11 protein-coding genes are annotated in these 17,114 nt (G+C 68.6%); 4 read left to right on the forward strand and 7 right to left on the reverse strand.

Going from position 1 to position 17,114, the window contains the following annotated elements; translation table 11 throughout:
• Nucleotides 1–80: 80 nt before the first annotated feature.
• From DDE10_RS16515 to DDE10_RS16525, 3 genes are read right to left on the reverse strand one after another with little or no spacing between them, the layout of a single operon-like run.
• Nucleotides 81–1,877 (reverse strand): acyl-CoA dehydrogenase C-terminal domain-containing protein, encoded by a 1,797-nt coding sequence (locus DDE10_RS16515; protein WP_114953896.1) that lies wholly within the window; start codon nucleotides 1,875–1,877, stop codon nucleotides 81–83.
• Between the two features lie 14 nt (nucleotides 1,878–1,891).
• The gene (locus DDE10_RS16520; RefSeq protein WP_114953897.1) at nucleotides 1,892–4,219 is read right to left on the reverse strand and encodes a 3-hydroxyacyl-CoA dehydrogenase/enoyl-CoA hydratase family protein; all 2,328 of its coding nucleotides are present in this window, start codon (nucleotides 4,217–4,219) and stop codon (nucleotides 1,892–1,894) included.
• A 1-nt stretch (nucleotide 4,220) separates the two neighbouring features.
• Complete coding sequence (locus tag DDE10_RS16525; protein ID WP_114953898.1) at nucleotides 4,221–5,354, reverse strand: thiolase family protein; 1,134 nt, start codon at nucleotides 5,352–5,354, stop codon at nucleotides 4,221–4,223.
• Between the two features lie 136 nt (nucleotides 5,355–5,490).
• On the opposite strand from DDE10_RS16525, the gene DDE10_RS16530 reads away from it, so the two are divergent.
• Both DDE10_RS16530 and DDE10_RS16535 read left to right on the forward strand, forming a co-directional pair.
• Complete coding sequence (locus tag DDE10_RS16530) at nucleotides 5,491–7,167, forward strand: long-chain-fatty-acid--CoA ligase (RefSeq protein WP_284734717.1); 1,677 nt, start codon at nucleotides 5,491–5,493, stop codon at nucleotides 7,165–7,167.
• On the forward strand, nucleotides 7,164–7,577 hold the full coding sequence (locus DDE10_RS16535; RefSeq protein WP_284734718.1) for a MerR family transcriptional regulator: 414 nt from the start codon (nucleotides 7,164–7,166) through the stop codon (nucleotides 7,575–7,577). Before DDE10_RS16530 ends, DDE10_RS16535 begins: the two co-directional genes overlap by 4 nt.
• A gap of 32 nt (nucleotides 7,578–7,609) precedes the next feature.
• Here DDE10_RS16535 and DDE10_RS16540 read toward each other — a convergent pair whose 3' ends face one another.
• Nucleotides 7,610–8,521, reverse strand: coding sequence for a LysR family transcriptional regulator (locus tag DDE10_RS16540; RefSeq protein WP_114953899.1), 912 nt, complete (start codon nucleotides 8,519–8,521; stop codon nucleotides 7,610–7,612).
• Nucleotides 8,522–8,597: 76 nt separating this feature from the next.
• Here DDE10_RS16540 and DDE10_RS16545 point away from each other — a divergent pair, with 76 nt between their 5' ends.
• Complete coding sequence (locus DDE10_RS16545; protein ID WP_284734719.1) at nucleotides 8,598–10,706, forward strand: malate synthase G; 2,109 nt, start codon at nucleotides 8,598–8,600, stop codon at nucleotides 10,704–10,706.
• Nucleotides 10,707–10,708: 2 nt separating this feature from the next.
• On the opposite strand, the gene DDE10_RS16550 is transcribed toward DDE10_RS16545, so the two are convergent.
• Genes DDE10_RS16550 through DDE10_RS16560 form a run of 3 tightly spaced genes read right to left on the reverse strand, consistent with a single transcriptional unit; the run spans nucleotide 10,709 to nucleotide 15,762 of the window.
• Nucleotides 10,709–11,677: an alpha/beta fold hydrolase gene (locus tag DDE10_RS16550; RefSeq protein WP_162806679.1), complete on the reverse strand. Its 969-nt coding sequence runs from the start codon at nucleotides 11,675–11,677 to the stop codon at nucleotides 10,709–10,711.
• Nucleotides 11,678–11,690: 13 nt separating this feature from the next.
• A complete protein-coding gene (locus tag DDE10_RS16555; RefSeq protein ID WP_162806680.1) occupies nucleotides 11,691–14,729 on the reverse strand; it encodes a TonB-dependent receptor domain-containing protein in 3,039 nt (1,012 codons plus the stop codon).
• Nucleotides 14,730–14,751: 22 nt separating this feature from the next.
• On the reverse strand, nucleotides 14,752–15,762 hold the full coding sequence (locus DDE10_RS16560; RefSeq protein ID WP_114953902.1) for an ABC transporter substrate-binding protein: 1,011 nt from the start codon (nucleotides 15,760–15,762) through the stop codon (nucleotides 14,752–14,754).
• A gap of 324 nt (nucleotides 15,763–16,086) precedes the next feature.
• Here DDE10_RS16560 and DDE10_RS16565 point away from each other — a divergent pair, with 324 nt between their 5' ends.
• The gene (locus DDE10_RS16565; protein WP_114953903.1) at nucleotides 16,087–17,082 is read left to right on the forward strand and encodes a methyltransferase; all 996 of its coding nucleotides are present in this window, start codon (nucleotides 16,087–16,089) and stop codon (nucleotides 17,080–17,082) included.
• Nucleotides 17,083–17,114 lie beyond the last annotated feature (32 nt).

Genomic DNA, 17,114 nt, shown 5'->3' on the forward strand with positions numbered 1-17,114 from the left:
CGCGCTACGCTTCACGAAATGGGGGTTTCTCACTCCGCTTCGCAGGGGGCGGCGCCCAAGTTTGAAGCGCCGGCCCCGCCTCAGAAGGCCTCGGCCGGGAGCGCCATGGTAGACCTCTTGCCGGCCTTGATCGCCAGGAAGAGGGCATTCACCTGGGGCAGGATCCGGTCGAAGAAGAAGGCGGCCGAGGCGAGCTTGGCCTCGTAGAAGGCGCGGTCGGCATGCCCTTCCTCGATCCGCGCCCGCGCGATCCGAGCGGCCTTGAGGAAGGTGAAGCCGATCCCGACCAGGCCGAGCATCCGCAGATAGTCGCTCGCCGCCGCGCCGGCTTCCTCCGGATCCCTGAGGCCGCGGCGGACGATGGTTGCGGTGGTCAGCTGGAGCGCGGCGAATGCCTGGTAGAGGCCGCCGGCGAGGCCGGACAGGACGTCGTCCTTCGTCCCCGCCATTTCCTCGCACAGGCCCGAGACGGCGTGGAAGAAGGGGCGCAGCGCCCGCCCGGTATGGGCCGCCATCTTCCGTCCGACCAGGTCGAGCGCCTGGACGCCATTGGTACCTTCGTACAGCTGGGTGATGCGGGCGTCGCGGACGAGCTGCTCGACCCCATGCTCGCGGATATAGCCGTGGCCGCCATAGGTCTGCACCGCCAGGTTCGCCGCCTCGGAGGCGAGGTCGGTGAACAGCGCCTTCACGACCGGAGTCATCAAGGCGATGAAGTCGGTGGCCTGGGCGCGCATTTCCGGATCGGCGCTGTGCTTCTCCGCATCGAGCGCGCGCGACACCCATTGGCCGAGCGCGCGGCAGCCCTCGGCGTGGACGCGCATCGTCATCAGCATCCTGCGCACGTCGGGATGGACGATGATCGGATCCGCAGGCCTGTCGGGGAAAGCCGCGCCGCCAAGCGCGCGCCCCTGGAGCCGCTCCCGGGCATAAGCGACGGCCGACTGATAGGCGGTCTCGCCGACGCCGAGGCCCTGAATGCCGACCGAGACCCGCTCGGTGTTCATCATCGTGAACATCGCCGCCAGGCCCTTGTTGGGCTCGCCGACCAGCCAGCCGGCCGCGTCGTCGAAGGCGAGCTGGCAGGTGGCCGAGGCCTTGAGCCCCATCTTGTGCTCGAGCCCCGCGACGGCGACCCCGTTGCGCGGCCCCGGCGAGCCGTCCTCCTTCGGCAGGAATTTGGGAACGAGGAACAGGCTGATTCCCTTAACGCCCTCGGGCGCGTCGGGAAGGCGGGCGAGGACGAGGTGGATCACGTTCTCGGTGAGGTCGTGGTCGCCGGACGAGATGAAGATCTTCGACCCGCTGATCCGGTAGCTGCCGTCCGGCTGTGGGACCGCCTTGGTGCGCAACAGGCCGAGGTCGGTCCCGCAATGCGCCTCGGTGAGGCACATCGTCCCCGACCAAAGGCCGCTCACCATCTTCGGCAGATAGGCGCGCTTGATCGCGTCCGGGGCATGGCCCTCGATCGCGGTCGTCGCCCCATGGGTGAGGCCGGGATAGAGGCTGAACGACAGGTTGGCCGAGCAGATCATCTCCTCGACCAGCTTGTTCAGCCGTTCGGGCAGGCCCTGCCCGCCATATTCGGGATCGGAGGCGAGGGCGGTCCAGCCGCCTTCGCGGAATCGGTCATAGGCCTGCTTGAAACCCGCGGGCGTGCGGACGACGCCATTGTCGAGCCGACACCCTTCCTCGTCGCCGCTGGCGTTCAGCGGGAGCAGCACCTCCTGCGCGAAGCGGGCGGCTTCCTCCAGCACGGCGTCGAGCAGATCGGGCGTGAGCTCGGAAAAGGCGTGGATCCCGCCATAGTCGCGCTCGTCGAACAGCTCGTGGAGGACGAAGCGCATGTCGCGCAGAGGGGCGTTGTAGACTTGCATCGCCTTGCCTTCGATCAGTTGCGAAGCGGCTTGCCGGTCTCGAGCATGTGCTCGACCCGGGCCACGGTGCGGCTGTCACGGACGCTGGCCATGAAGGCCTGGCGCTCGAGCTTGAGAAGATCGTCTTCCGCGACGATGTCGACCGGATCGGCGTCGCCGCCGGTCAGCACCTCGGCGAGACGGCCTGCGACGACCTCGTCATAGGGCGTGGCGACGCCCTTGGCGCGGAAGTCGTGGACGACGCCCGCGATCGCCGTCCGCCCGGCGGCGCCGGGGAGGCGGAAGACGGGCTTGTCCGGCGGCGCATAATCGTCGACGAGCGACAGCGCCCTGGCCTTGGCGTCGGCGAGCAGCCGGTCGCGGTTCATCGTGATCGCGTCGCCGGGCCGCAGGAACAGCAGCTCCTTCGCCTCGGCGGCGGATCGGGACACCTTGGCCGTCGAGATCGTCTCGAATGCCCGGGCCACCGCCGGCATCGGTCCCCTGGGGGCGCCCGGCGCCTTGGCGCAGCGATCGAGCAACTCGCCATTGCCGCCCCAGCCGGGGACCAGGCCGACGCCGCATTCGACCAGGCCGATATAGCTTTCGGCATGGGCCTGGACCGCGTCGGAGTGGAGCAGGAATTCGCAGCCGCCGCCCAGCGCCATTCCTGCCGGCGCGCCGACCACGGGGAAGGGCGCATATTTGAGCGCCTTCAGCGCCTGCTGGCCGGCCGAGACCAGCCGCTCGATCTCGCTCCAGGCGGCGATGTTCACCGCGAACATCGCCAGGCCGAGATTGGCGCCGGCGGAGAAGTTCGATCCCTCATTGTAGATGACCAGCGCCTTGAACTGCGCCTTGACCAGCGGGATGGCCTTCTGGACGAGCTTCATCACCTCCTCGTCCAGCGCGTTCATCTTCGCGGTGAATTCGAGACAGGCGATTCCGTCGCCGACGTCCCAGAGCGCCGCCGAGCCGTTCTTCAGGAGCGGCGCGCCGGCGAGCTTCACGTCCTCGAGCAGCAGCACGCCTTCGGGCCGGACGATGTCGCGATAGACGCCGTCGGCGCCGAGGAACTGCCGCTTGCCGCCCTCGACCCGGTAGAAGGGCCGATCGCCCGCGGTCTCGAGGATCGCCGGCACGTCGCGGCCTTCGTCGCGCAGGCGCGCCGCGAGCCGGCCGGGGCCGAGCCGGTCGACCAGCTCGAACGGCCCGAACTTCCAATTATAGCCCAGCTTCATCGCATCATCGATCGCGACGATGTCGTCCGCCGCCTCGCCCACCAGCATCGCCGCGTAGGAAAGGACGTTGCCGAGGATCGTCCAGGCATAGGTACCGGCCTTGCCGGGCAAGGCGACGAGCGCGGAAAGATCCTTCTCGGCGTTGCCGGGGAGCTTCTCGGGCTTGCGCTCGGGCCGGTATTCGCCGGTGCCAAGGTCGAGCGCGAGCTTGCGGCGGGCGCCGTCCGGCTGCTTGTCGAGACGGTAGAAGCCGCCTTTGCCCTTCCGCCCGGTAAAGCCTTCCGCGATCATCCTGTCGACGAGCGGCATCGGCCGCACGGTGGCGAAATAGGGGTCGCCCGCCGGGAGGGTGGCGGAAAGGCTCTTCGACAGCAGAGGCATCAGATCGACGCCGACCAGGTCGACCAGGCCGAAGATGCCGGTCCTGGGCACGCCCATCGGCCTGCCGCCGACCTGATCGGCCTCCTCGACGGTCAGCCCCTGGTCCATCGCGGCGTTGATCGCGACCGCCAGCCAGTAGGTGCCGATGCGGTTGGCGATGAAGCCGGGCGTGTCCTTGGCGCGGACGATGCGCTTGCCCATCATCCGGTCGACGAAATCCTCGACCCGTCCGGCCACCGCATCCTCGGTGTCGGGGCCGCGGACGATCTCGATGAGCCGCATGTAGCGCGGCGGATTGAAGAAGTGGGTGATGAGGAAGTCGCGCCGGAACGGCTCCGAACGCCCCTCGACCAGATGGCCGAGCGGGATGGTCGAGGTGTTGGACGATACGGCCGTCCCCGGCCGCTTCAGCGTCTCGAGCTTCGCATAGAGCGCCTGCTTGATATCGAGCCGCTCGACGATCGCCTCGACGATCCAGTCGCACTCGGCGACGCGGGCGAGATGGTCGTCGATATTACCGGTCTCGACCAGCTTCGCCGTGGATCGCGACATGAACGGCGCCGGCTCGGTCTTCAGCATCTTCGCGACCGCGCCCTTGGCGACGGCATCGCGGTCCGCCCCGTCCTTGGGGACGATGTCGAGCAGCAGCACGGGCACGCCGGCATTGGCGATCTGGGCGGCGATGCCGGCGCCCATCACGCCGGCGCCGATCACGCAGACCTTCCGGATCGGGTCGGCCATCTTATGGGCGCTCCAGCACCGTGGCGATGCCCTGGCCGCCGCCGATGCACTGGGTGGCCAGCGCATAGCGGCCGCCCTCGCGCTCGAGCAGGGCCGCGGCCTTACCGACGATGCGCGCGCCGGTGGCGCCGAGCGGATGTCCGATCGCGATCGCGCCGCCGTCGACGTTGATCGTCTCTTCCCTGAGGCCGAGGTCGCGGATGCAGGCGATCGCCTGGCTGGCGAACGCCTCGTTGATTTCGACGATGTCGAGGTCGGAGGCGGCGATGCCGGCCCGCTCCAGCGCCCTGGTCGAGGCGCCGATCGGCCCGAGCCCCATCGTTTCGGGCTCGCAGCCGGAGATGGCCACGGACTTGATCCGCGCGAGTATCTTGAGGCCGTTGCGCCTCGCGAATTCCTCGGAGGTCACCAGCACCGCGCTGGCGCCGTCGGTGAGCGGCGAGGAGGTGCCGGCGGTGACGGTGCCGTCCTCGCTGAAGGCGGGCTTCAGGCCGGCAAGAACCTCGGCGCTCGTCTCCGGGCGGATCGTGCCGTCTTCGGCGACCAGGCCCGCCTTGGTGCGGATCGGGACGATCTCGTCCGCGAGCTTGCCGCCGGCGCGGGCGGCGGCGGCCTTCTTCTGGCTGCCGACGGCGAAGGCCTCCTGGTCGGCGCGGGTGATCTGATACTTGCGGGCGACATTCTCCGCCGTCTCGCCCATGCCCATATAAGCGGCGGACCTTCCGGCGAGCTCCGGATTGGGCATCGGGTTGAAGCCGCCCATCGGCACGCGGCTCATCGATTCCAGCCCGGCGCAGATGAAGGCCTCGCCGGCACCGATCGCGATCTGACCGGCGGCGATATGGACCGCACTCATCGACGATCCGCAGAAGCGGTTGACGGTCATGCCGCCCACCGACAGCGGCAGATCGGCGAGCAGCCCGACCAGGCGCCCGGCATTGAGGCCCTGCTCCCCCTCCGGGAAGGCGCAGCCGAGGATGATGTCCTCGATGGCGGCCGGATCGACCTTGGTCTTCTCCAGCAATCCCCGGATCACCTGCGCGGCGAGCTCGTCGGGGCGAACCCGGGCGAGCTCTCCCTTGCCGGCAAGATGGAAAGGCGAACGGGCATAGCCCACGACGACCGCATTGCTCATCGAAACCCTCTCGTTTCAGGGACCTGCGCTTGCTAATGTCCTATAGGTAGGTTAGCTGACGTATACGTAAGCTGTATAGGAGCACAATGCCCCGGGGGCAACCGGTGCGTTGCGAGACGGGACGGAGAGACGGTCGATGAATCCGGCGATGGCCAGCGGCATGGCTTTCGATTTCACCCCGCGGCTGGTCACCGACATGTTCGACGAGACGGTGCGGCGGCACGGGGGCCGGCCTGCGGTGGATTTCATGGGCCGACGCACCCGCTACGACGAGCTTTCCGCGCTGGTCGAAAAGGCCGCGGCCGGCCTGCAGGCGATCGGCGTCGTGCCCGGCTCTCGCGTGGCCTTGTGCCTTCCCAATGTCACCCATTATCCGGTGCTGTTCCTGGCGACGCTCAAGGCCGGCGGCATCGTCGTCAACGTCAATCCGCTCTATGTCGAGCGCGAGCTAGCGCATCTTCTCGAGGATTCGGGCGCCGAGATCATCGCGACCTGCGACCTGCCCGAGATCCACGGTCGCGTGGCCTCGGCGGCGGCGCGGCTGGGACTGCGTCACGTCGTCACCTGCCCGATCGCCGAGGCGCTCTCGCCGCTCAAGGCGTTCGGATACAAGCTCTTCAAGCGCCGCGACATCGCCGCGCTTCCCGACGATCCCCACCATCTGAGCTTCGCCGAGCTGGTCGATCGGGGCTCCGCCTTTCGGCCGGTGGACGTGACGCCGGACGCGACCGCCGTCCTCCAATATACCGGCGGGACCACCGGCGAGCCCAAGGCGGCGATGCTGAGCCATGCCAATCTCGTTGCCAATGCCGATGCCACCTTGGCCTTCTCGGGCGGCGAGCGGGCGGAGCCGGACCGGGTCCTGGGCGTCCTGCCGCTCTTCCACGTCTTCGCCCTGACCACGGTGTTCAGCTTCGCGATCCGCACCGGCGCCGAAATGGTGCTGCTGCCGCGCTTCAACCTCGAGCAGGTGCTGAAGACGATCGCGCGCACCCGGCCGACCTACTTTCCGGCCGTGCCGACGATCTTCGCCACGATCGCCGGCATCGCCGCCCAGCGGAAGATCGACTTTTCGGACATGCGCGCCTGCATTTCCGGGGGCGCGGCGCTCCCCGCCGAGGTGCGGCTCGCCTTCGAGCGCACGACCGGGGCCAGGCTCGTCGAGGGCTATGGTCTTTCCGAGGCGTCGCCGATCATCACCTGCAATCCGATCGACGGCATCAGCAAGGCGGGCTCGGCCGGCCCGCCTTATCCGGGCACGACCATCGAGATACGCGATCGCGACGATTCGAGCCGGCTGACGGCGATCGGAGAGCCGGGCGAGATCTGCGCCCGCGGGCCCCAGGTGATGAAGGGCTATTGGAACCGGCCGGAGGCGACCGCCGCCGTCTTCGTCGACGGGGCGCTGCGCACCGGCGACGTCGGCTATCTCGACGAGGAGGGCTATCTGTTCATCGTCGACCGCATCAAGGACGTGATCATCGCCGGCGGCTACAACGTCTATCCTCGGGTGATCGAGGAGGCGCTCTACGAGCATCCCGCGGTCGCCGAGGCGGTGGTGATCGGCGTCGACGATCCCTATCGCGGCCAGGCACCCAAGGCCTTCGTCACCCTCGTCGCCGGCGAGGCGGCCACGCCGGAGGCGCTGCGCGACTTCCTGCGCGACAAGGTCAGCAAGATCGAGCTGCCGCGCGAGGTGGAGATAAGGGACAGCCTTCCCAAGACGCTGATCGGCAAGCTCTCGAAGAAGGAGCTGGTCGCGGAGGAGAAGGCCAAGGCGGCCCTCGCCCAACCGCCGGAGGACGCCGTTTGAGCGACGCGGAGATGAAGCTGTGCGGGATACAGGAGGTCGCGGACCTCCTCGGCATCACGCCGCGCACGTTGCGCTTCTACGAGGATCGGGGGCTGATCGAGCCGCACCGCGTCGGCACGGCGCGCATCTACACGAAGCGCGAGATCGGCCGGATGCAGCTCATCCTGCGCGGCAAGCGGCTCGGCTTCTCGCTGCGCGAGATCCAGGAGTTCCTCGATCTCTACGATGCCGATCCCCAGCATCTCGAGCAGATGCGCGTCCTCGCCGAACGCTGCCGGGCGCGGATCGAGACGCTGGAAGCCCAGCGCCGGGCGCTCGATGAGACCCTGGAAGAACTGAATGCGATGGAGCGTCAGGCCCGCGACCGCGTTCGGGCCGGCGAGAAGGCCCCGGCGGCGGGACGGCGCTGATCGCGCCGTTCGGGCGGCGCTGGTGCGCAGCTTCAGTCCAGCCCACCGATTGGGATGGCGCCGCTCCACGACGGTCTTTCCGACCATGTTTGGCGCAGATGCGCGATGAAGGCGCGCGCCGCCGCCCCGGCCGGTGCCGCCGACGCAACGGCGTAGATGCCGACATTGGCGGATCCCTCCAGCCAGGGCAGCACGCGCACGAGCCGCCTTGCCGCGAGATCCTCGCCGACGTCCCAAAGCGAGCGCAGCGAGACTCCGAGGCCCGAAAGGGTCAGCTCGCGGACGACCTCGCTCGAATTGGTGCGGACCCGGCTTTCGCCGTCGACCTCGATGTCGCCATCGGGTCCGCTCAACAGCCAGGGAAGCTGGCCCGTGGCGGCGAGCAGGCTGTGGTTGCGAAGGTCGTCGAGCGAGGCGGGTTCGCCGTGCCGGGCCAGATAGGCGGGCGCGGCGCAGAGCACGCGCGGACTGTCGGCCAGGCGCTCGGACCGGGCATCCGCCCCGATCGACGCCGTGATCCGGATCGCCACGTCGATCCGGGCGCCGACCAGATCCTCGAACGCGTCGGAGAGGTCGAGCTCCAGGGCGACGCGGGGATGCGCCTCCAGGAAGCCGCCGAGGGCCGGAGCGATATGGAGGCGGCCGAACGAGGTCGGCGCGCTGACCCTCAGAACCCCTGAGGGCTCGGCATCCGCGTCGCGCACCTTTTCCTCGGCGGCGCGAATCGCTTCGAGGATCGCTTCGACGTCGCGATGAAAGGCCTCGCCGCGCGCGGTCAATTCCATCCGCCGGGTGGTGCGGTGGATCAGGCGCACGCCGAGGCGGGATTCCAGCCGGGCGAGCCGCTTGGAGACCATGGCCGGCGAGGTCCCGCGGCGGCGGGCGGCGGCGCTGAGGCTGCCGGCACGGACCACCTCGTCGAAGAGGGAAAGGTCGGGATCCATCTTTGCCCCTGAGGAAAAGGACTATTTGATTTTCTTTATCTACCGGACAAAGCGGCGCCATTCTATGGAAACCGGCATGACCCAGAACGAACGCATGATCGACAAAGCGGGGACCGGCGTCGCCGCTCCACTGGCAGAATTCATCGAAAAGCGGGCACTGCCAGGGACCGGGATCGAGCCGGACCTTTTCTGGCAGGGCATGGCCGGGATCTTCGAGCGCTTTGCGCCTGAGAATCGCCGTCTCCTGGAGGCACGGGATTCGATCCAGGCCAAGCTGGACGCCTGGCACAAGGCCGGCCCCGGCCGGCCGCGCGATCCGGCGGCCTATCACGCCTTCCTGCGCGAGATCGGTTATCTGCTTCCCGAGCCTGCCTCGTTTCAGGTCGCGGGACTGGAGGTCGACGAGGAGGTCGCGCGTATCGCGGCGCCCCAGCTCGTCGTTCCCATGCTGAATGCCAGGTTCCTCCTCAACGCCGCCAATGCGCGGTGGGGAAGCCTCTACGATGCGCTCTACGGGACCGACGCACTGCCCGGCCCGAGGGGCGGCGGCTACGATCCCGAGCGCGGCGCACGCGTCATCGCCTGGGCCAAGGCCTTCCTGGATCGGGCGGCGCCGCTTCGCGACGGCAGCTGGACGGGCTGGACCGGGGGCGACCTGCCGCTCGCCGACCCGGCCCAGCTGGTCGGCCGCGCCGGCGAGAACCTGCTGCTTCGCCATCATGGCCTGCATATCGAAATCGTGGTCGATCGCCGTCATCCGATCGGGCGCGAAGACCCTGCCGGCATCGCCGACATGGTGCTCGAATCCGCCGTCACCACCATCTGCGACCTCGAGGATTCGGTCGCCGCCGTTGACGCCGACGACAAGATTGCCGGCTACGCCAATTGGCTCGGGCTGATGAGAGGCGATCTCGAGGCGCGCTTCGAGAAGAACGGAAGGACCTTTGCCCGCGGGTTGGCCGACGACCGCCATTTCGCCCGGCCGGACGGCACCGCCTTCACGCTCCCCGGGCGGAGCCTGCTGTTCGTCCGCAATGTCGGAATGCACATGGTGACGCCGGCGGTGCGCCTCCCGGACGGCTCCGACGCGCCCGAGGGGATATTGGACGCGATCGTCACCAGCCTGATCGGGCTCCACGACCTGAAGGGGATTGGCCGCTTCCGCAACAGCCGCGCGGGCTCGATCTACATCGTGAAGCCGAAGCTTCACGGCCCCGCCGAGGCGGCGTTCACCGACCGGCTGTTCGCCGCCGTCGAGGATCTGCTCGGTCTCGCGCGCAATCGGGTCAAGCTCGGGATCATGGACGAGGAGCGCCGGACGTCGGCCAATCTCGCCGCCTGCATCGCGGCGGTGAAGGACCGGATCGTGTTCATCAACACCGGCTTCCTCGACCGCACCGGCGACGAGATCCACACCTCCATCCATGCCGGCCCGATGGTGCGCAAGGACGGCATGAAAGGGTCGTCCTGGATCCGCGCCTATGAGGATCGCAACGTCGCGATCGGTCTCGCCTGCGGACTCTCCGGCAAGGGGCAGATCGGCAAGGGCATGTGGGCGGCGCCCGACCTGATGGCGGACATGCTCCTCCAGAAGGGAGCGCATCCGCGATCCGGCGCGACCACCGCCTGGGTGCCGTCGCCGACCGCCGCCACCTTGCACGCCACCCATTATCACGATGTCGACGTGTTCGCGCTTCACGGGCCGCGCGCCGGCGCGCCGGCCGAACCGCTCGAGGCGCTTCTCGAGATCCCGCTCGCCGCCGGGCGCGACTGGGCTCCGCAGGAGCTGGCGGAGGAGCTCGAGAACAACGTCCAGGGGATATTGGGCTATGTCGTCCGCTGGATCGATCGCGGCGTCGGCTGCTCGAAAGTGCCCGACATCCGCGACATCGGCCTGATGGAAGACCGGGCGACGCTCCGCATCTCGTCGCAGCACGTCGCCAACTGGCTGCTCCAAGGAATCGTCACCGCCGAGATGGTGGACGAGGCGTTCGACCGCATGGCCGCCAAGGTCGACGCCCAGAATGCGGGCGAAGACGGCTATGTACGGCTGCTCGGGGCGGACGGGCGCAGCCTCGCCTTCGAGGCCGCCCGGGCCCTCGTCTTCGAGGCGCTGGACCAGCCCAACGGCTATACCGAGCCGCTGCTGCACCGCTTCCGCCTCAGGAAGAAGTCCGGACTCTAGCTTCAGTCGGCGGCGGCACCGCCGCGATGCCGTCCGATGAAATCGAGGACGGCGGCATTGAACGCGTCCGGCTGCTCCCAATGGAGCGAGTGGCCCGCTTCCGCGACGATGACGAGCTCGCACCGCGGCACCCGCCGGGCGACGTCACGCAGGCGCGAGGGCGGCATCATCAGGTCGGCATCGCCGGTGATCAGCAGGATCGGCGCCGTGCCCGCATTCATCCGGGCGAAGGTGATCGGCGCGGCCGTGCCTTGCCGGACCGTACCGCCCTGCCAGGCGACCGCATCGAGCGCCTCCCAGGCCGCGACCCCTTCGGGATTGCCGGCGCGATAGGATGGCCCGAGCTCGCTGAAGGCATGGGAGATGGCGTAGACGCCGCGCGGAAACATCCGTCGCCCGATCTCGACGAATTCGGGGTCGCTGATCCCCAGGATACTCGAGGCGAGGACGAGGCTGGCCGTCCGCTCCGGAAAGGCCAGCCCGAAATCGAGGGCCGGAAGCGCTCCGCCCGCCGTCCCGACCAGATGGGCGCGTCGGATGCCGAGATGGTCGAGCAGGGCTTCCAGGTCGGCCGTCGCCGTCCCGGGATCGGCGGGATCGATCGGGCCGGATTGCCGGTGGCCGCGCATCGAATAGCTGATCACGCGATAGCCGGCGGCCGCGAGCGGACTTTGCTGATACGCCCAGGAGGCATGGCTTCCCGTCCAGGCGTGGAGCAGCACCACCGCCTCGCCGCTGCCGCCGCTATCCTGGAACCACAGGCGGGTCCCGGGAAGCTCGGCCAGCCCTTCCCGGAGCGGCGGCAGCGGCGGCGGCGGCGCCCACTCCGTCTGGGCCGGCAGCAGGCGCTCTCCCGGGGGGGCGGCGCCTGGAGCTGTACAAGCCGTGGAGGCCGCGGCGGACCGGGAGGTGCCGGCCGCCGCCAGCGCGCCGGCCAGCCCGGCGAGGGTGCCCCGGCGCGTGAGGCGCATCGATCCTCCCATTCTAGAAGCGCGCCCGAACGCCCGTGCGGAAACGTGCCCCGAGCGTATCGAACAAGGCCGGATTGGTCGGATAGCTCGACTGGACGACGCTCCCGGTCGTGCCGGGGGCGATCGGCGGATCGGTGTCGAACAGATTCTCGACGAGGCCGAATATCTCGAACTGGTCCTCGCTCGATCCGACCGGCAGCCGGTAGGTCAGCGCGAGCGTGAAATAGGTCCGGGACGGCACGCGATTGTGGTTGATCGAGTTGATCAGGGTCGGATCGTAATCGGGATCGTCGGGTCCGATCAGAGTCCGGCTCAAGGCGCCGCTGCCGACGTAACGCGCCTGCACCACGCCGGTGAAGCGGCCGACCTCCAGCGTCAGGGTCGAGTTGAACATCCATTTGGGCGTCGAGTTGAAGTCGCCGAGCGGCGCGTTGGGGCCGCTCTGCCCGGCGAAGTCGATGACCGAGGCTCCCGGCGCGCCCTGGATGAGCAGGTCGTAGAGATGGGTGCCGACGACCCGCAGATTGACGCGGCCGTCCCAGGCCGGGACCAGCTCGCGCAGCGGGACCGTGTAATCGAGCTCGAGGTCGATTCCGCGCGACGTGAAGGAGCCGAGATTGAGCTGGCGACTGTCGATGAAGGTGATGTCGCCATTGCCGGGCACGGCCGGGTTGAAGGTGATCCGGTCGCAGAAGGCACCGAGATTGAAGCAACTGTCGGCGATCTGCTGGCCCGACGGCGTGGTCACGGCATCGTCGATCCGGATCTCAAACCAGTCGGCCGAGAGGCTGAGACGGCTGCCTAGCGGGCGCAGGACGATTCCGAAGGTGGTCGTGTCGGCCTTTTCCGGAGCCAGGCCGAAATTGCCGCCGCCCCGGATCGGCGTCGAATCGGTCGCATTGCCGTTGAACGGATTGTTGACCCGCCCCTGCGCGCTGCCCGGCTCGCTCGCCAGCTGAAGCTGGAAAAGCTCGCGGAAACCGGCGGCGCGGATGTCGCGGGAACGCGTTCCGCGCAGGCGCAGCCAGTCGACCGGCTCGTACACGGCGCCCGCCTTCCAGCTCCAGGCGCTGACCGTGCGGGAATCGTCGGTGGCGCCGTCGGTGCTGCGCGTGCGCGTGTACCGCACGGCGCCGTTCAGCTCCAGGAGCCGGGCCCCCGGCACGTCGCGGAGCAGCGGCACGTTGAGCTCGCCGAAAGTCTCGAAGACACTGATCTCGCCGCTATAGTCTAGGCCGAGGCTCAGGCCGAACTGCTCGTAATAGGGAACGTCGCCGTGGGTAACGTCGCCCGAATCGGCGCGATATTCCAGTCCGGCGGCGAAACCGACCGGGCCGGCGCCGATGCCGGAGAAGAGATCGCCCTGGACCGAGGCGGCGACCACATGCTGGTCATATTCGAAATCCTCGATCGCCTCGCGCCAGGCATAGGCAATGCCTTCCGGCGTGAGGTTGCCGGTTCCGAACAGGTTGATGGGCACGCAGCCCTCCGCGTCGGGATTGCCGAGCAGGACCGCCCGGCAGACGGGATTTCCGGTCACCGGGTCGGCAACGGCGTCGGCGGCGAAGGCGAAGAAGGTGTTCACGCGCGAATGGCTGAGCGACTGGTGGCGCGTGTTGCGGCCATATTGGTAATAAGCGTCCCAGGTCCAGTTGCCGATGCCCAGCTCGCCGTCGAGCCCGGCCACCGCGCGGAAAGTCTCGACGCGGGCGCGGTTGACGTTGGTGAAATCGTTGTCGAGATCCTTGCCGAGGGTGAAGCCCGGGCTTCCGACCAGGGCCGCGCGCACCTCTTCCGGCAGGAAGACGTTGTCCGGCCGGAAGACGTAGGTCGATGCCGGCCCGAGGCTCACGCCGATCGCCGACGCCTCTCTCGCGCCGAACGAGGCTTCGAGGGTGGCATTGAGGCTCTCGGTCAGCTCGTAGCCGAGATGGCCGTAGAGGGCGAAGCGCTCGACCGGCGTGCGCAGGCGCGATTCGGCGAAGGTCGACTCGCCGTCTCCGCCCTGGCGAGGGCCGATCTGGGAATTCTGCACGTAGAGGCCGGGATCGAACGGCACCAGCGCGCGGCCGTCCGCCGTGAACTGCATGTTGCGAAGCGAGGCCGGCGTCGTGGCGACATTCCGGATGGCGCCGGTCGCGCTGTTATAGGCGTGGCGCGATCCGGGCCCGAGGATGTAGTTGGGCTGCCCGTAGGTCGGCGATCCGGGGACGTTGTAGCCGGAAGGGACGCCGTTCACGCGGATCCCTGCATTGGTGTAGACGTCCCAGCCTTCGGCGCACCAGTCGCGAACCTCGGCGCAAGGCCCGACGCCGCTGGCATCCTGATATTCGCCGCTGATCACGACATGGCCGCGGCCGCCGGCGAAGCCGGTGCCGAAGGCCGCCGCCGCGTGACGGGTGGATCCTTCGCCGCGGAACGTCTGGCCGTAGTCGAGCTGGGCCCGAAAGCCGGTGAAGCGCCGGTCGAGGATGATGTTGACGACGCCGGCGACTGCGTCCGAACCGTAGGCGGCAGAGGCGCCGCCGGTGACCGTCTCGACGCGTGCGATCAGGGTGGACGGGATCAGGTTCAGGTCGACCGCGCCGCTGTCCGATGTCGGCACGAACCGGCGCGAATCCACCAGGGTGAGGGTGCGCGTCCCGAAGAAGGGGTTGAGGCCACGCAGATTGGCGTAGGACGCGCCGATATTGGAGCTGGCTCGGCTGCCGACGCTCGGGCCGGTATTGGTATCGGACTGCGCCGCCAGGTTCTGGGGGATCGAGCTGAGCACCTCCGACACGCTGATCTGACCGAGATTGTCGATCTGCTCCGCCGAGATCACCGTGGTCGGCGTCTGCTCCTGGAAGCCGCCGCGGATGCGCGAGCCGGTGACGACGATCGGTTCGCTGGCCTCGGCCTCGATCTCCTCGCCGGCGGGGGCGGCTGCCGCCGGCTCCTCCTGCGCCAGCGCCGGAGCCGCCGTGGCCAGAGCGAGCAGGCTGGCGGCCGCCGCCGCGCCGCGCAGGCGCCGACAGGGCGAGCTGGTTCGAATATGCAATCCGTGGTTCACGTCGGTGCCTCCCCGCCTGTTCTCAATCATGGGCTTGCCGGCCGGCGAGGAGCGCGCGGGCTTCCTCGACGACGCTGGTATCGATCAGCCGCGAAAGCTGCTCCCGGTCGCGGGGCGGACGGCTTTGCCGTGCCGCCAGCCACGCCTCCTCCCTGACGAGGATTTCGAGCAGGTCGTCGGCGACCTCGCCCGGAAAGCTGTGATGCGGCCAGGCGGTCCGGACCAGCTCGACGGGATAGCCGGTGGTCGCCACGACCATCGCGATCGCGTCGTCCGGTGCCGTCGCCAGCAGCCGGGACGTCTCGATCAGGCCCGCGACGAAGCGGACGATCTGCGCGCGCCGCGCCGGGTCGGCGAGATTTTCGGCCGTGGTGTTGAGATTGAACAATTCGTCATAGCCGACGTCCGGCGCGAAGATGATGGCGTCGTCGCCGAGCGCGTCGATGGCGCGCTGCATCTCGGGTTCCCAGATCGCCAAAGCGTCGACTTCGCCCGCGATGATGTGCCGGGAGATATCGCGCGGCCGCGGCAGCGACAGGATCTGCACGTCGGCCTCGGTCATTCCCGCGGAGGCGAGGACATTGTGCAGGTGGAAGCCGGCCGAGGTGTCCAGCATCGTCGCGATCCGCTTGCCGCGGAGATCGGCGAGGCTGGCGATGCCTGCGGATCGGCGGGCAACGATCCGGTAGTGACCGCGGGCGATGGTGAGGATGATGCGGACGCTGGGATGCTCGAGCGAGTTCCTGAGCGCCTGGGTTTCCGCATGAGTCGCCACGTGCGCTCGTATCTCGCCCGGCGGCGCGAACAGGTTGGGGATGCCCCCGTTGCGCACGACCGCGCCATCGCCGGGATAGATGCGGGCGGTCGTGTAATGGACGGGCGCCAGCTCGATCGTCTGGTGCATGCCGAAGACGTTGAGTGGGCCGGCCTCCGGCTCGGCGCCGTGGGCGCAGCCGGCAAGCAGCATGGCGGCGAGCGCGGTTCTCCATGCCCCGCCTCGTCCGCGAACGATCCTGGATACGGATGAGGCCATGCGCCGCTCTCCCCTTTTCCGCGGCAGCCTCTTTTTCCGGCGATACGCCGGTGATCATCGGGCTGCTTGCTGGGGCCGAGCATAGCGAAGGGTCGCTGGCTCGGCAAGTTATTATAACTTGCTTGAATAATAGATGAAGTCGCGCAGGCGCTTGAGGCCAGGGATGTGAAATCCTGCTCTAAGGCACTCCTACTCTCTATCCGAGTCGCTTCGGCGGCAAGGCCGCACGCGCCGCCACTTCCCCTATTTCAACTAATGTGCAAATTATAGCGACGAAAACCGAGCGGGATCGTGAGATGGACCGCATCGGCAGGGGAGGGAATCATGGCCGAAGGCGCAACCAGCAGGCTCATCGAATCGATCACCGGCGCATGGCGCACCCGTGCCATCTACGAGGGTGTCCGCTCGGGTCTGATCGATCGGCTCGATTCCCAGCCCCGCACCGCCGCCGCGCTCGCCGGTCCGCTCGATCTCGACGCCGACACGGCGCGCCGCGTCTTGCGGGCGCTCGCTGTCCTCGGCCTGTGCGACCAGGTTGCCGCGGACGGCTTCGTGGCCACGGAGCTGGGTGGGCGGCTTCGTGCCGGCGTGCCGGGGTCGTTGCGGGGGATGGCGATGCTCTGGGGCGACCGAATCTGGAGCTCGCTGGAGACGATCGGAGAGACCTTGCGCACGGGGACGCCCGGGTGGGGGAATGGCGATTTCGGCGCGCTCCACGCCGATCCTGCCGAATCGGATATCTTCAGCCGGGCGATGGCCGAGCAGTCCGAGGCGATCGCCCGGGCGGCGGCGGAGAGCGTCGACTTCTCGGGCCATCGCCGAGTCATGGACGTGGGCGGCGGCTACGGCGCCGTGCTCATCGAGGTCCTGCGCGCCCATCCGGGGCTGACCGGTCTTGTCTACGATCTGGGATCGATCGCGGAGGGTGCCCGGCGCTACCTCGTCGAGGCGGGGGTCGGCGATCGCGCCGATTTCCTGGGCGGCGACTTCTTTATCGACGTGCCCGGTGGGGCCGACTGTCTTCTCCTCAAATATGTGCTGCACGACTGGTCGGACGAGGACAGCCTGCGCATCCTCGCCAATTGCCGCGCCGCGCTCGAGCCGGGCAGCGCTCTGGTCGTGCTGGAGCGGATCATGCCCGAGCGGGTCACCGCCGCGGACGAGCCTGTCGTACGGACGGACCTCGTCATGATGCCGATCAGCGGCCGCGAGCGCCGGCTGGACGAGATCCACGTCTTGCTGCGGGCGAGCGGCTTCGAGCCGGACGAGGCGAGGCCGCTGACCGACGGCTGCTGGGCCATCGAGAGCCGCGCCGTCTGAACTCTGGCCATTCTCAATTCGGCTGGACGGAT

This window comes from Sphingosinicella terrae, from assembly GCF_003347635.1.
In the GTDB taxonomy this organism is placed as follows: domain Bacteria; phylum Pseudomonadota; class Alphaproteobacteria; order Sphingomonadales; family Sphingomonadaceae; genus Allosphingosinicella; species Allosphingosinicella terrae.